Annotated in this window: 13 protein-coding genes and 1 tRNA gene; 3 read left to right on the top strand and 11 right to left on the bottom strand. The window is 64.0% G+C overall.

The features are described from left to right. Nucleotides 1–22: 22 nt before the first annotated feature. Complete coding sequence (locus tag ACZO3G_RS02965; RefSeq protein WP_367399585.1) at nucleotides 23–2,182, bottom strand: NAD(P)/FAD-dependent oxidoreductase; 2,160 nt, start codon at nucleotides 2,180–2,182, stop codon at nucleotides 23–25. A gap of 160 nt (nucleotides 2,183–2,342) precedes the next feature. Between ACZO3G_RS02965 and ACZO3G_RS02970 the strand changes: the two genes are divergently transcribed. The 3 genes from ACZO3G_RS02970 to ACZO3G_RS02980 are packed head-to-tail and all read left to right on the top strand — an operon-like array spanning nucleotide 2,343 to nucleotide 4,460. Next, on the top strand, nucleotides 2,343–2,921 hold the full coding sequence (locus ACZO3G_RS02970; RefSeq protein WP_276870823.1) for a TetR/AcrR family transcriptional regulator: 579 nt from the start codon (nucleotides 2,343–2,345) through the stop codon (nucleotides 2,919–2,921). A gap of 18 nt (nucleotides 2,922–2,939) precedes the next feature. Beyond that, a complete protein-coding gene (locus tag ACZO3G_RS02975) occupies nucleotides 2,940–3,689 on the top strand; it encodes an EFR1 family ferrodoxin (RefSeq protein ID WP_276870824.1) in 750 nt (249 codons plus the stop codon). Between the two features lie 18 nt (nucleotides 3,690–3,707). Then, a complete protein-coding gene (locus ACZO3G_RS02980) occupies nucleotides 3,708–4,460 on the top strand; it encodes an EFR1 family ferrodoxin (protein WP_276870826.1) in 753 nt (250 codons plus the stop codon). Between the two features lie 113 nt (nucleotides 4,461–4,573). On the opposite strand, the gene ACZO3G_RS02985 is transcribed toward ACZO3G_RS02980, so the two are convergent. The 10 genes from ACZO3G_RS02985 to carA form a co-directional block, all read right to left on the bottom strand. Beyond that, nucleotides 4,574–4,649, bottom strand: a tRNA-Ala gene (locus ACZO3G_RS02985). Nucleotides 4,650–4,773: 124 nt separating this feature from the next. Next, on the bottom strand, nucleotides 4,774–5,778 hold the full coding sequence (locus tag ACZO3G_RS02990) for a pyruvate kinase (RefSeq protein ID WP_242970843.1): 1,005 nt from the start codon (nucleotides 5,776–5,778) through the stop codon (nucleotides 4,774–4,776). 102 nt (nucleotides 5,779–5,880) lie between these two features. Next, nucleotides 5,881–6,108, bottom strand: coding sequence for an HPr family phosphocarrier protein (locus ACZO3G_RS02995; protein WP_101551093.1), 228 nt, complete (start codon nucleotides 6,106–6,108; stop codon nucleotides 5,881–5,883). A 100-nt stretch (nucleotides 6,109–6,208) separates the two neighbouring features. Then, nucleotides 6,209–7,510 carry a lactate racemase domain-containing protein gene (locus ACZO3G_RS03000; protein WP_101551096.1) on the bottom strand — a complete coding sequence of 434 codons (1,302 nt, stop codon included), beginning with the start codon at nucleotides 7,508–7,510 and terminating at the stop codon, nucleotides 6,209–6,211. A gap of 77 nt (nucleotides 7,511–7,587) precedes the next feature. Further along, the gene (gene pyrE / locus ACZO3G_RS03005) at nucleotides 7,588–8,226 is read right to left on the bottom strand and encodes an orotate phosphoribosyltransferase (protein ID WP_276870830.1); all 639 of its coding nucleotides are present in this window, start codon (nucleotides 8,224–8,226) and stop codon (nucleotides 7,588–7,590) included. A 5-nt stretch (nucleotides 8,227–8,231) separates the two neighbouring features. Further along, nucleotides 8,232–8,939: an orotidine-5'-phosphate decarboxylase gene (gene pyrF, locus ACZO3G_RS03010; protein ID WP_276870832.1), complete on the bottom strand. Its 708-nt coding sequence runs from the start codon at nucleotides 8,937–8,939 to the stop codon at nucleotides 8,232–8,234. Further along, nucleotides 8,929–9,843 (bottom strand): dihydroorotate dehydrogenase, encoded by a 915-nt coding sequence (locus ACZO3G_RS03015; protein WP_276870833.1) that lies wholly within the window; start codon nucleotides 9,841–9,843, stop codon nucleotides 8,929–8,931. The genes pyrF and ACZO3G_RS03015 overlap by 11 nt, the downstream gene beginning before the upstream one ends. Next, complete coding sequence (locus tag ACZO3G_RS03020) at nucleotides 9,843–10,589, bottom strand: dihydroorotate dehydrogenase electron transfer subunit (RefSeq protein ID WP_276870835.1); 747 nt, start codon at nucleotides 10,587–10,589, stop codon at nucleotides 9,843–9,845. Before ACZO3G_RS03020 ends, ACZO3G_RS03015 begins: the two co-directional genes overlap by 1 nt. Continuing rightward, on the bottom strand, nucleotides 10,582–13,785 hold the full coding sequence (gene carB, locus ACZO3G_RS03025; protein WP_277138452.1) for a carbamoyl-phosphate synthase large subunit: 3,204 nt from the start codon (nucleotides 13,783–13,785) through the stop codon (nucleotides 10,582–10,584). Before carB ends, ACZO3G_RS03020 begins: the two co-directional genes overlap by 8 nt. Beyond that, nucleotides 13,769–14,887, bottom strand: coding sequence for a glutamine-hydrolyzing carbamoyl-phosphate synthase small subunit (gene carA / locus ACZO3G_RS03030; RefSeq protein ID WP_276870839.1), 1,119 nt, complete (start codon nucleotides 14,885–14,887; stop codon nucleotides 13,769–13,771). The genes carB and carA overlap by 17 nt, the downstream gene beginning before the upstream one ends.

Below are 14,887 nucleotides of genomic sequence, written 5' to 3' on the forward strand. Positions count from 1 at the left end.
CCTTAAATCCGTGTAAATGGGTTTATTGCAACCCGCGGGCCCGCATGAAGGCGCTGCGGGTGGCGTTACCGATGCGTCCGGGCGTGACCGCGTCGCCGATGGAATAAAGCCGCTCGAAGTGCCCGGTGCATTCTTTCTCCAAGGCGCTATTGCTACGCACACCGATGGCCAGCACTGTGGCGTCGGCCCGGATTTCTTCCAGCACGCCGTCCTTGCGCCTCAGATAAAGCATCCCGTCGCCGATGCGCTCCAGCCTCCGGCCCGGCAGGAACCGCACGCCGCCCTTTTCCAGCCGCCCGATCACGTCGGAGGCGTTGATGGGGTAAGCGCCGGGGGCGATCTGATCCGCCATCTCGATGATGGTAACGGTGTTCCCCTGCCCCATCAGAAGCTCCGCCGTTTCAAGCCCGGTCATGCCGGAACCGATGACGGCAACCTCCTTTCCGGCGTAGGTCCTTTCGCCTGTCAAAATCGGCGTGACCGTGGTCACCGTGTCCGAATCGGAGCCGGGAATCCGCGGCGCTGCCGCTTCCGCGCCGGTGGCGAGGAACACCGCGTAGGGGCGAAAACTTTCTATGACCTCTTTGGCAGCCCTGGTGTTGTATCGGATGTCCACGCCCTGCTGGAGGGCCTGATGGGTCAAATACTGGATGAACCAGTCCATTTTCTCTTTGAGCGGTGGGGCCGCCGCCAGGATGAGCTGTCCGCCAGGGGCGCCGCCCTGTTCCAGCACGGTCACCTTGAAGTCCCGCGCCGCCAGCTCGTTGGCCGCGGTGAGTCCCGCCGGGCCGGCGCCCACCACTACGACCGGCCGCTGCCACCCATCCTTCGGCGCGGTGCGGGGGAACTTGCTCTCCCGGCAGGCACGGGGATTGACCGCGCACTCCACCGGCTTGCCGTTCATGATGTTCTCCTGAAAAGACTCCATACAGCGCAGGCAGCAGATACAGCGGTTGATCTCCCCGCTCCGTCCCTCCATTGCTTTTTTGGCCCATTCGGGGTCGGACAGATAGGAACGGCCCATGGCGATGAAATCCTGCGTCCCCTCATTGAGCTGCGCCTCAGCCTGCTCCGGTGTGCGGATCAGGTTGGCCGCAATGACGGGGATTCTGACCTGCTCCTTGACCGCTTTCGCCAGATACTTGCGCCAGCCTGGGGGGAAACTGATGGGCTCGCAGGAAGTCTGCGCCGTGTCGTAGTTGCCGCTGCTGATGTTGAGCGCATCGACGCCGAAGCGTTCCAGCCGCTTTGCCATCTCCACGCCCTCCTCCAAGAGGATGCCCTGGCCGGGATAACCGATCGTGTCGTAAAATTCTTCCACCGAGAGGCGCACACTGATGGGAAAATCCGGTCCGCATTCGGCCTTGACGCCCTCGATGATCTCCTTTAGAAGCCGCATCCGGTTTTCCAGCGAGCCGCCGTAATCGTCCTCCCGGCGGTTGGTGTAGGGGCTTAAAAACTGCTGGAGCAGATAGCCGTGGGCTGCATGGAGCTCCACTCCGTCCGCCCCGGCCTTTTTCACCCGCCCCGCGGCGGCGATAAATTGGCCGATCAGGGTTTTGATCTGCGGGATGGTCATGGGGACGGTCTTCTGATGGCGGACGGGGTTGTCCCCAAGCCCACAGGGGACGTCACTGGGGGCCAGAAGCGGCTTCATGTACTTTTCCATCCGCTTCGCGGTTTTGGGATCGTCGATCATGGAGGCGTCGAACCTGCCAGCCATCTTGAAATACCAATCCCAATAAGACGGGAAGATCCGCGCCATCCGTTCGTTAAACCGCCAGATGGTCGGAAAGAGCACCACATTTTGCCGTCCGGGGTGGTAGAGCTGCATAAACAGCTTGGCTCCATGGGCGTGCACCCGTTCCGCCGCTTTGCGGAGCGGCTCAATATACCGGTCGTGGGACATGGACAGCATGCTGGGGTAAGCCACGGCGTCCGTCTCGTTCACACGGGTGCATTCGGTGATCATGAGCCCCACGCCTCCGGCGGCCCGCTCCTCGTAATAGGCGGCAAGCGCGTCGCTCACCGCGCCGTCGTGGTGGGCAAGCCCGACACACATGGCGGTCATGACCAGACGGTTTTTGACCGTCACCGGGCCGATCCTCCCGGGTGTAAACAAATGGGGATATTCCATATTTGAAACCTCGCTTTGATTTTTGATTGTGGCGGAACAGACCATTTACACATCCAGATAGTTGTTTTTTCAAATGTTTATATTTTTGCACTTGTCTGGATTTCGTCTTTAGTCTATAATGGTTTTCATGGAAAGGCAAGTGACAGAATTAAACGGACGTAGAAATTTAGACAAAACCAAAAATTTGTCAAAGGAGTTGCAAAAAGTGAAATATGACTTGACGAAAAAATTGACCATTGGAGCAAGCCGCACCCTTTATTCTCTCCAGCAATCGCTGCTTTCTCTGCTCTCTGAAAAATCTTTTGAGGAGATCGCCGTCGGGGAACTGTGCGAAAAGGCCATGCTGCCCCGGGCTACCTTCTATAATTATTTTGACGACAAATACGACCTTCTGGAATACTGCATGATGGCGGTCCGCGACCGGTTGGACAGCGGCTGCCGGGACACAGGGAATTGCGTGGAGCGGATGAATAAGTTGATGGAAAACTGCTTCGATTTTTTGGATCGGAGCATTGAGACGGTGGGGGCGATCTTGAAGAATAACCCGCCCAACCTGTATTTTATCAACCAAATCCGGTTTTACCTGCTGTCCAATATGTCGGCGGCCTTTAAGAGCAATCCGGATTCCCACCGCTTCAAGGTGCCCCAGGAGATGGCGGCGAACCTGTACAGCCAGGTGATCCTGATTATTTTGGAGTGGAAATACCTGGACAAAAAGGAGTGCTCCAAGGAGCAGGCGAAAGAATATCTGAAGCAGATGGTCAGCGGGATCGAACCTGAATAAGAGAAGGAGTGTATGGGAATGGTTTTTTATTTCAGCGGTACCGGCAACAGCCAGCGGGCGGCAAAGCAAATTGCGGAACTGCTCGGAGATGAGCTTGTCTCCATCAATGCTTGCCTCAAAAGAGGCGAAAAAGAAGCGTTCCATTCGGAACGCCCACTGGTGGTCGTGGCTCCCACCTATGCCTGGCAGATGCCAAAGGTGGTGGAGCGGTGGATTCGTGAGACGGAGTTTGAGGGGACGAAAGACATCTATATTGTCCTGACCTGCGGCGGGAGCGTGGGCAATGCCGCCGCCTACGCAAAGAAGCTCTGTGGGGAAAAGGGACTGCGCTTCTCGGGTCTGGCGCTGGTCGCCATGCCGAATAACTATGTGGCGTTGTCCAATACGCCGGATAAGACGGAATGCGCGGCGATCCTGGAAAAAGCCGGGGAGCGCATAGCATCATTGGCCGCGCTGATACAAAAGGGGGAACCGTTTCCCGAAGCCGCCATCTCGTTCAAGGACCGGATGAACAGCGGGCCGGTCAACGGGCTGTTTTACGCCCTTTTTGTCCATGACAAGGGCTTTGCCGCGTCGGAAGCCTGCGTTTCCTGCGGCAAATGCGCCCAGCGGTGTCCGCTGAATAACATCGACATGAAGAGCGGAAAGCCCAGGTGGAAAGGCAATTGCACCCACTGTATGGCCTGTATCGGCGGCTGTCCCACCGAGGCAATCGAGTATAAATCCGCTTCCAAGGGTAACCGCAGATATTACATCATGAAAGATTGACGCGGAGGTACATGATCAATGGTCTTTTATTTCAGCGGCACCGGCAACAGCCAGCTTGCGGCGAAACAAATCGCGGCGGAGCTGGGCGATGAACTGGTTTTTATCAATGACTGCTTGAAAAAGGGAGAAAAAAAGACGTTCCATTCGGAACGTCCGCTGGTGTTTGCCGCACCGATCTACGCCTGGCGTGTGCCGAAGGTGGTGGAGCAGTGGATTCGGGAGATGAAATTTGAAGGCAGCCGGGACGCCTATTTTGTCCTGACCCGCGGCGGCGGCACCCAGGGGAATGCGGCGGCCTACGCCGCGAAGCTGTGCGGGGAAACCGGATTGACTTACCAAGGGCTTGCGTCGGTACAGATGCCGGAGAACTATATTGCCCTGTCCACAGTGCCCAGCGAGAGCGAATGCGCGGCCATGATCGCCCGGGCGAAGCCGGTCTTTTCAGCGCTTTCCCAGAAGATCGGACGGGGCGAACCGTTCTCCAAGACAACGGTTACTTTGGGAGGACGCTTCATCAGCGGGCCGTTCAACCCGCTCTATTATCGGTTTTATATCAAAGACAAGGGCTTTACAGTTTCGGATGCCTGTGTCTCCTGCGGCAAGTGCGCAAAGCGGTGCCCACTAAACAACATCGAAATGGTGGATGGGAAGCCTGTCTGGAAGGGGAACTGCACCCACTGCATGGCCTGCATCTGCGGCTGTCCAACTGAGGCAATTGAGTATAAGACCATTTCCAAGGGGAAACGGCGTTACTACATGATGGAGGAATAAGGCGGCGTTAGCCGTCCCAGAATCCGCTTATATCCGATGACGGCACGCGCACGAGAAATTTGTCTCACAGGCAAAAAAACAACTGCTATCTGATTCGATAGCAGTTGTTTTTTTGGTGGAGACGAAGAGGATCGAACTCTCGACCTTACGGATGCGAACCGTACGCTCTCCCAGCTGAGCTACGCCCCCAATTTTTGCGGCGATCCTAATTCAGACCGCGAGATTTATTATAGCATCCAATGGGGGGCTTGTCAATATAAAATTCCCAATTACGGAGGAAATTTTGACGTGTCCGGTCGAACGGACGGTCCGCTCAATGCGCCGCGCGCCAGCGCAGCGCCTCTTCCCCGGTCTTTACCAAAACGCGCATCGCCGCGGCGGGGTGCTCCCCCACCGCCGTCTCCCCCGTCAGCATGAGGGAGGACGCGCCGTCGAGCACGGCATTGAAGATATCACACACCTCGGCGCGGGTGGGCACCGCGCTGTGGTGCATCGAATGGAGCAGCTGGGTGACCACCATGAACGGTTTTCCCGCCGCGCGGCAGGTTTCCGCCGCGGATTTCTGCGCCGCGGGCAGCTCCCAGAGGGGCAGATCGTTGCCGAGGTCGCCGCGCGCGATCACAATGTGATCCGCGTGGGGCAAAAGCTCCGGCAGCATTGCGAGGCCCTCCCGGTTTTCGAGCTTGGCAAAGACGCGCGTGCCCTCCGCCCCCGCCGCCGATAGCGCGTCCCGCAGGGCGGTCAGGTCGTCCGCGCCCCGCACAAAGGGAAGCATCACGCCGGTCACGCCGCATTCCCCGATGCGCGCGAGGTTTTCGCGGTCGCTCTCCTGCAAGGTCGGCGGATGCAGCGCCGCCCCGGGCAGGGCGATGCTTTTGCGGGATTGCAGAGTTCCGCCGCGCAGCACCTCACAGTCCGCGCTTTTTTCATCGCAGCGCAGGGCGCGCAGGAGAAGCGCGCCGTCGTCGAGCAGGATCTCCTGCCCCGGGCGCAGCGCGGAGAAGATCAGCCCGGGGACCGGCAGGCCGCCTTCGCCGAGCACGGCCCTCTCCCCCCGCGCGAGCCGCACGGGGACGGCCAGCTCCCCGACCCGCAGCTCGGGACCGCGCAGGTCGATGAGCAGCTCGGGGCACGCACCCGTGCGGGAGGCGGCCTCCCGCAGGCTGCGAAGCCAGCCGCCGCACCGGTCAAGCGAGGTGTGCGACAGGTTGAGCCGCACCCCCGTCATCCCCGCCTCGAAGAGCTCCGACAGAATGCCGGGGTCGGCGCAGGCGGGGCCGAGCGTCCCAAAATATTCCAGCCGCGCGGGCTTTTCCATCACATACGCCCCCCTTTCCTCCGTCCATTGTACCCGATCGGCCGGCGCAATGCAACAAGGGCGCGCCCCAAAGCGGGGCGCGCCCTCAGGATACCGCCTGATTCAGATGATATAGGCCTTGAGCGCCTCGGCGTAACGGGCTTCGTTGTCGCCGTGGACGATCACTTCGATCGGCTTGGCCAAATCGATGCTGAAGATGCCCATGATCGATTTCGCATCGATGGTATAGCGGCCGGAGACGAGATCCACGTCCTCCTCAAATCTGGATACGGTGTTGACAAACTCCTTGACGTCGTTGATCTCCTTTAAGCGGATGGTAAATTTTCTCATAGCTGACACCCCTTCCTGTTTGGTTACCTCTATTGTAACACCCGCGCCCCCGGTTTGTCACCTGCCGGGAGCTGTTTTTGTAAAAAAACGGCATAAAATTTCATTGCCCGTCCCGGAATTTCGGCAGGGTGTTCGCGCCGTGGGGCAGCAGGGTCGTGCGCAGTTCCAGCGAGCCGCCGTTGAGCTCCTTCGCGAGCGCGAGCGCCTCCCCGAGCGTTTTGACCGCGTGGATCTTCGTATTGGCGAACTTCTCCTTCGGGATGTCCGTCACCATGATGAACCGGTACCGCTCCGCGCTCTCGCAGAAGAGGAACCCGACATACGCGCCGATCGAAAAGTTCTCCCGCAGGTCGCGCTCCCGGTCGAGCATATTGTCGAATCCGCAGATCTGGCGCGCGCAGTCCGCGTCGCCGAACGACTCGCGGCACTCGGACAGCAGGATCATCGTCCCGCCGTCCGCGACCACCGCCCGCGCGTTGCTGAGCGTCTTGGAGGTCTGGTAGAGGTTGATGTCCTTGGGATAGCCCCCCGCCGACGCGATCACCAGCGGGGTGCGCTCCTCCACGTAAACCCCGTCGATGTCGTCCACCAGCTTGCAGGCCGCCGCGTGCGCCTCGATATAGTCCCCCGCGAAGGCGCGGATGATGTTGAAGTCCCCGTCCGCGACGACGTTCAGCAGAAAGCAGGGCTTTGCCAGCTCCGCCGCCTCCGCCATGTCCGCGTGGAAGGGGTTCGACCCGGTCAGGTTCGCGCTGCGCACCATCGGGTTGGAACCGCTCCCGAAGCCCTCGTTGAGCGCGAGGTTGTGGTTTTTCATGATCGTCTCCCGCCCGGCGATGCCCGGCAGGACATATTTGCGGCCCCCGCCGTATCCCGCGAGGAAGTGATAGACCGCGCCGCCCGTCAAAATCAGCTTGTCGCAGGCCATCGCGTGGGCGTTGAGCCACACCGGCGTGCCGCGCGAGGTGACGCCCATGAATTTGAGGTTCGCGTCGTCGGTGCAGACGTGGTCCTCGCACCGGACGCGGCCGAGAATCTCCTCCCCCACGAGGCCGGCCCACTCCTCGCGGGTCTGGCGGCGGTGGGTGCCCGTCGCGCTGACGATGAGGATGTCCTCGTCCCGCACGCCGCAGGCGTTCAGCTCCTCCACGAGAATCGGCACGTAGATTGCCGGGGACTGCCATTTGCGGGTGGTGTCGGGGATAACGACGCAGACCGTCTCCCCCGCCTTCACGACCGTGTCGAGCGTGCCCGTGCCGATGGGATGGGCGAGCGCGTCGCGGATGTGCTCCTCCGGGGTCATCTTCGGCAGCGGGACGCGGTTGCTTTCCAGCTCCGCCGCGATCAGTTCCTCGCGGATGGGCACGTCGAAGGCGATGCTGCTGTATTTCATCTGGTGCATTGTAAACTCTCCTTCATCCATGAATTCCACGAGATAAAATACCACCGCGGCGGGCGGATGTCAATGCGGATTTTGCGTCACAGGCTCATCCAGCCCCCGTCCTGCGGGTTTTGGCGGAACCGTTCGAGCCGGGGCACATCCTCCCGCGCGATCACGCCCTCCTCCACAGCCGCGGCAAGCAGCGCGTCGTAGCAGGAGAGGGAGGCGTTTTGGACTCCCGCGTCGGCGAGGCGCTTCACACCCTTCTCAAGTCCGTAGGTGAAGATCGACGCGATGCCGAGCACCTCGCAGCCTGCCTGCCGCAGCGCGTCCACCACCTCGAGCACCGAGCCGCCCGTCGAGATGAGGTCCTCGATCACGACGACCTTCGCCCCCGGTTCGGCGCGTCCCTCGATGCGGTTCCCCCGTCCGTGGTCCTTGGCCGCGCCGCGCACATAGCACATCGGCAGGCCGAGGATTTCGCTCACGTAGGCGGCGTGGGCGATGCCCGCCGTGCTCGTCCCGGCGAGCAGCCCGCAGCCGGGATAGCGTTCCTTCACGAGCGCCGCCAGCGCCGCCTCCACCTCCCGCCGGACGGCGGGATGGGAGAGGATGATGCGGTTGTCGCAGTAGATGGGCGAGCGGATGCCGCTCGCCCAAGTGAACGGCTCATCGGGGCGCAGGAATACAGCCCCGATGGAAAGCAGGTCCTTTGCGATCTTCGTCTCTGTCCGCATCCTCATCACTCCCCCAGAAAATCAAATCTGACGCGGCGGTAGGCCCCCACCGGGTCGTCCGCCGCCGTGACCGGCCGCCCGACGACGATGTAGTCCGCGCCGAGCTCCCGCGCCCGGGCGGGGGTGGTCACGCGGGCCTGGTCGTCCGCGCGCGCGTCCGGATAGCGGATGCCGGGCGTCACCGCCAGGAAGCCGCCGCTAAAGCTCCCCTTGACGAGCGCCGCCTCGAGCGGGCTGCACACCACCCCGTCGAGCCCCGCCGCGCGGGCGTTGGCGGCGTAGCGCGTCACCACCTCGCCCATCGGGGCCGGGATGAGCAGCTCCTCCCGCATCCGCGGCTCGCTCGTCGAGGTGAGCTGCGTCACCGCGATGAGCAGCGGGCGGCGGCCCGCCGCCCCCTCCTCGAGGCCCGCCTTCGCCGCCTCCATCATCTCGATCGTGCCCGCCGCGTGGACGTTCGTCATGTCGACGCCGAGCTTCGCGAGATTTTTCATCGCGCGGCGCACCGTGTTGGGGATGTCGTGCAGCTTCAGGTCGAGGAAGACCCGGTGCCCCCGCGCCTTCACCTCCCGCACGATCTGCGGGCCCTCCCCGTAAAAAAGTTCCATGCCGATCTTGACATAGGGCTTTTCCGCCGTGAACCGGTCGAGGAACGCGAGCGTCTCCTCCCGGGTCCCAAAGTCGCAGGCGATGATTACATCTTTATTTACCATTTCCCGTCCTCCCGATGATCGATTTTAAATCGCGGATCCCGTATTCCTCCATCCTTTTCGGAAGCTCCTCCACCACGCGCAGGCAGGCGTATGGGTCGACGAGGTTCTGCGCGCCGATCTGCACCGCGCTCGCGCCCGCCGAGAGGAATTCCAGCAGGTCGTCCGCGCTGGCGATCCCGCCCACCCCGACGACCGGGATCTTCACCGCCCTGCACACCTCAAAAACCATCCGCAGGGCGACCGGCTTGATCGCGGGGCCGGAAAAGCCGCTCGTGACCGTCGAGACGAGCGGGCGGCCGGTGCGCGGGTCGACGCGCATCCCGAGCAGCGTGTTGATGAGCGTCAGCCCGTCCGCGCCCGCCTCCTCGCACGCCCGTGCGACCGCCGCGATGTCGGCCGCGTTGGGGGAGAGCTTCATGTAGACCGGCTTTTTGACCGCCGCTTTGACGGCGGCCGTGATCGCCGCGGCCGCCTCGGACGAAGCGCCGAACGCAAGGCCCCCGTGCCTCACGTTGGGGCAGCTCACGTTGATCTCGAGGATGTCCGCGCCCACCTCGTCGAACCGCCGCGCGACCTCCACGTATTCCTCCGCCGAGAAGCCGCAGACGTTCGCGATCACCGGCCCGGAATAGACCGCGCGGAGCTTGGGAAGCTCCTCCCGGACGACCGCGTCCACGCCGGGGTTTTGAAGCCCCACCGCGTTTAAGAGCCCCGCCTCGCATTCAGCGACGCGGGGCGTCGGGTTGCCGAAGCGCGCCTCCCGCGTCGTCCCCTTGAGCGCGACGGCGCCGAGGCGGTTGAGGTCGTACCACTTTGCCATCTCATGGCCAAACCCGAAGGTCCCGCTCGCCGGGATGACCGGGTTCCGAAGGGTAAGCTCCCCGAGCTTTACCGAAGTGTCCATCAGAACCGCACCTCCCCTGACCGGAGCACCGGCCCCTCGACGCAGATGCGCCTGGGGCCCGCGAGCGTTTCGCAGGAGCAGCTCATGCAGGCGCCGAACCCGCAGCCCATCCGACGCTCGAAGGAGAGCTGGCCCTCCGCGCCCTTTTCGCGCCCGAGCGCGTGCACGGCGGCGAGCATCGGCTCGGGGCCGCAGGCGAAGTAATAACCGTAATCGAGCCGGGAAAGCGGCTCCGTGACGAAGCCCCGCTCCCCGAGGCTGCCGTCCGCCGTGGCGACGAGCACCTCGCAGCCGAGCGTCAGGAAGCTCTCCGCCAAAAAGGCGTCGGCCGCCGTCCGGAAGCCGAGCGCCGCGGCGGGCGGCTCGCCGGCGAGCGCGAGCCGCCTGGCGAGGCCGTAGAGGGGCGGCACGCCCACCCCGCCGCCGATGAGGACCGTCCGCCTCCCCCGCGCCGCCGAAGGGTCGTAGCCGTTGCCCAGCCCGGTCAGCAGGTCGAGCATTTCGTCGGGGAGGGCTCGGGACAGCAGGCGCGTCCCCTTCCCCACCGCCTTGTAGACGAGGGTGAGCCCGCCGCCGTCCCAGTCGCAGACGCTGATCGGGCGGCGCAGGTAGCACCCGTCCACGCGCACGTTCACGAACTGTCCGGGGGCCGTGATCCAGCGGGTGTCGCCGAGAAGGCGCATCCGGAAGACCTCCCGCGCGATGGGGCGGTTTTCCGCCACCCGGTAGAGGGCGTTTTTATACATCGGCGTCCCCCCTCCCCGCATCGATCGTCGAAACGCCGACGGTCAACTCCTCGAGCACGTCGAGCAGCACGGCCGTGGTATCGAGGGAGGTGAAGATCGTCACGTTATGCTCCACCGCGAGCCGGCGGATGCGATAGCCGTCCTTGGCCGGATTCTCCCCGCAGCCGGGGCCGAGGGTGTTGACCACGTAGGTCACATGCCCGGCGCGCAGGCTGTCGGGGATCTCCTCCGAGCCCTCGCTGATCTTGTGGAGCAGGCGGGTCCGGATGCCGTGCCGCTTGAGGAAGTTGGCGGTGTCCTGCGTCGCCTCGATGTTGAAGCCCAACTCGTAGAACCGTCGGGCGTAGGGCAGCGACCACTCCTTGTCCCGGTCGGCGATCGTGAAGAGGACGGTCCCGTAATTGACCACCCGCTGGCCCGCCGCCTTGAGCGCCTTGTAGAAGGCGCGGTAGAGGGTTTTGTCGCATCCGAGCGCCTCGCCCGTGCTCTTCATTTCGGGCGAGAGATAGGCGTCCGCGCCCCGGATTTTTGAGAAGCTGAAGACGGGGCATTTGACGTACCAGCGGTCCCGCCTCGGCGCAACGCCGGTTTCATAGCCCTGCTCCCGGAGGGACTGGCCGAGCGCCACTCTGGCGGCGACGCCCGCCAGGTTGATCCCCGTCGCCTTGGAGAGGAAGGGCACCGTGCGCGACGACCGGGGGTTCACCTCGATGACGTGCACCTTCTCCTGCGGATCGACGATGAACTGGATGTTGAAGGGACCCTTGATGCCGATGCCGAGTCCCAGCTTCACCGTGTAGTCGACGATCGTCCGGCAGGCCGCCCCGCTCACCGAGAAGGTCGGATAGACGCTGATCGAGTCGCCCGAGTGCACCCCCGTGCGCTCGACGTGCTCCATGATGCCGGGGATGAAGACGTCGGTCCCGTCGCACACCGCGTCGACCTCGAGCTCCTTGCCCTCGACGTACCGGTCGACGAGCACCGGCGCGTCCTCGCTCGCGCGCACCGCCTCGGAGAGGTAGCGGCGCAGGTCGTCGTCGCAGACGACGATCTGCATCGCCCGCCCGCCGAGCACGAAGCTCGGCCGCACGAGCACCGGGTAGCCGAGGGATTTCGCGGCCTCAAGCCCCTCTTCGAGCGTCGTCACCGCGCGTCCCTCCGGCTGCGGGATGCCCAGCCGCTCCATGAGCGCCTCGAAGCTGCCGCGGTTTTCCGCCCGGCCGATCGCCTCGCAACCGGTCCCGGCGAGCGGCACCCCCAGCGCGTCGAGCCGCGCCGCCAGGTTGATCGCCGTCTGGCCGCCGAGCGTCACGACGACCCCGTCGGGCCGCTCGAGCGCCAGCACGTTCATGACGTCCTCGACGGTGAGCGGTTCGAAGTAGAGCTTGTCGCTCACCGTGTAGTCGGTCGAGACCGTCTCGGGGTTGTTGTTGATGATGATTGCTTCGTACCCCGCCTCCCGGATGGCCCAGATCGCGTGGACGGTCGAGTAGTCGAACTCCACCCCCTGCCCGATCCGGATGGGGCCGGAGCCGAGCACGACGATTTTTTTGCGGGTGGTCACGACGCTTTCGTTTTCCTCCTCGTAGGTCGAGTAGAAGTAGGGGACGTAGCTCTCGAATTCGGAGGCGCAGGTGTCGATCATCTTGTAGACGGGCAGAAGGCCGTTTTCCCTCCGCAGGAGGAAGATCTCCGACTCGCTCCTCCCCCACAGCCGCCCGACGCCGCCGTCCGAAATCCCCATCCGCTTGGCGCGGCGCAGGAGCTCGAGGTCGCCGGGGCGCGCCGCGAGCTCCCACTCGAAGGAGACGACGCCCGCGAGCTTTTCCACAAAGAACCGGTCGATCTTCGTCGTCCGGCAGATCCTCCGCACCGGCGCGCCCCGCCGCAGCAGCTCGGCGATGGCGAACAGCCGCTCGTCGGTCGGATTGCGCAGAATTTCCCACAGCTCCGCGTCGGACGAGGCGTCGAACTTTTCAAGCCGCAGGCAGTTCGCGCCCGCCTCGAGGCTGCGCACCGCCTTGAGCAGGCTCTCCTCGAAGGTGCGCCCGACCGCCATGACCTCGCCCGTCGCCTTCATCTGGGTGGAGAGCAGGCGGCTGGCCTTGTCGAACTTGTCGAAGGGGAAGCGCGCGATCTTGGTGACCACGTAGTCGAGCGCGGGCTCGAAGCTCGCGGGGGTGTTGGCGAGGGCGATCTCGTCGAGGGTAAAGCCCACCGCGATGAGCGCCGACACCCGCGCGATTGGGTAGCCGCTCGCCTTGCTCGCCAGCGCGGAGGAGCGGGAGACGCGGGGGTTCACCTCGATCACGTAGTAGCGGAAGGAGTCGGGGTCGAGCGCGAACTGCACGTTGCAGCCCCCCTCGATGCCCAGCGCGCGGATGAGCCGCAGGGCGGCGTCCCGCAGCATGTGGTACTCCTTATTGGTGAGGGTCTGGCTCGGGCAGACGACGATCGAATCCCCCGTGTGGATGCCCACCGGGTCGACGTTCTCCATGTTGCAGATGGCGAGCGCCGTGTCGTTTCTGTCCCGGATGACCTCGTATTCGATCTCCTTGTAGCCCTTGATGCTCTTTTCGACGAGCACCTGCCCGGCGGGCGAAAGGCGCAGGGCGTTTTCCGCGAGAGGACCGAGCTCCGCGTCGTTTTCCGCGAAGCCCCCGCCCGTGCCGCCGAGGGTGAAGGCGGGGCGCAGGACCACCGGATAGCCGATGGCGCGCGCCTTCTCATACGCCTCCGCCACCGTCGTGGCGACGTCGCTCGGGAGGGTCGGCTCCCCCGTCGCCGCGCAGAGCTCCTTGAAGAGCTCGCGGTCCTCGGCGCGCTCGATCGCGTCGAAGCCGGTGCCGAGGATTTCGCACCGGCACTCCCCCAGCACCCCCTTTTTGGCGAGCTGCATGGCGAGGTTGAGCCCCGTCTGGCCGCCGAGGGTCGGCAGGAGCGCGTCGGGGCGCTCCTTGCGGATGATGCGCGCCACAAATTCCAGCGTGAGCGGCTCGATATAGACGCGGTCGGCGACGTCGGTGTCGGTCATGATCGTCGCCGGGTTGGAGTTGACGAGCACGACGGTGTAGCCCGCCTCCCGCAGCGCGAGGCAGGCCTGGGTGCCCGAGTAGTCGAACTCGGCCGCCTGGCCGATGACGATCGGGCCCGAGCCGATCACGAGGATCTTGCGGATATCAGTACGCTTCGGCATCCCGGTCCCCCCTCTCTGTTAAAAACGCCTCGATCGAGGCGATGAACTTGTCGAACAGGTAGGCCGAATCCTGCGGACCGGGCGCGCTCTCGGGGTGGTACTGCACCGAGAAGATGCGCTGGGCCGCGTTTTCCAGCCCCTCGACCGTGCCGTCGAGCAGGTTTTGGTGCGTCACCGTAAGGCCGGTCCCCGAAAGGCTCTCCGGGTCGACCGCGAACGAGTGGTTCTGGCTCGTGATCTCGATCCTGCCGGTCAGCAGATTTTTAACCGGGTGGTTGCCGCCGCGGTGGCCGAATTTGAGCTGATAGGTGCGCGCGCCGTTCGCAAGCGCGATGAGCTGGTGGCCGAGGCAGATGCCGAAGATGGGCAGCCTGCCCTGGAGCGCCCGCACGAGCGCGGCGGCCTCGGGGACGTCCCGCGGGTCGCCCGGCCCGTTCGAGAGGAAGAGCCCGTCCGGTTCCATCGCCAGCACCGCTTTGGCGGGGGTATCGTAAGGCACGACCGTCACGTCGCAGCCGCGCGCCGCCAGCGAGCGGATGATGTTGTGCTTGACGCCGCAGTCGACCGCCACGACGGAATAGCGCGCGTTGGCGGTGCGGTAGCGCCAGGGCTTTTTGCAGCTCGCCCGCGCGACTTGGTCGCGCGGGACGGGCGTGCCGGCCAGCTGTTCAAGCGCCGCCGCGTCGGGCGTGTCAGCGTCCGTCAGCAGCGCGCGCATGCTCCCCTCGCTGCGGAGCATCCGGGTAATCGCCCGGGTGTCCGGCCCCGCGATGCCGGGGACGCCGTACTCCTCCATCACCTCTGAAAGGGTCCGCGCCGCGCGGAAGTTGGAGAGGCTGTCGTTATATTCCCGCACGATGAAGCCGCCGATGCGCGGCGTCTTCGTCTCGTAATCGTCCGCCGCGAGCCCATAGTTGCCGATCAGCGGATAGGTCATGCAGACAAACTGCCCGCAGTAGGACGGGTCGGAGAAGATCTCCTGATACCCGACCATCGAGGTGTTGAAAACAGCCTCGCACACCGCGTCGGCATCCGCGCCGAACCCCTCGCCCGCGAATACCCGGCCGTTTTCAAACACCAGCTTCTTCCGTGGTCTTTCCAT

It is taken from the genome of Anaerotruncus sp. (assembly GCF_057433415.1).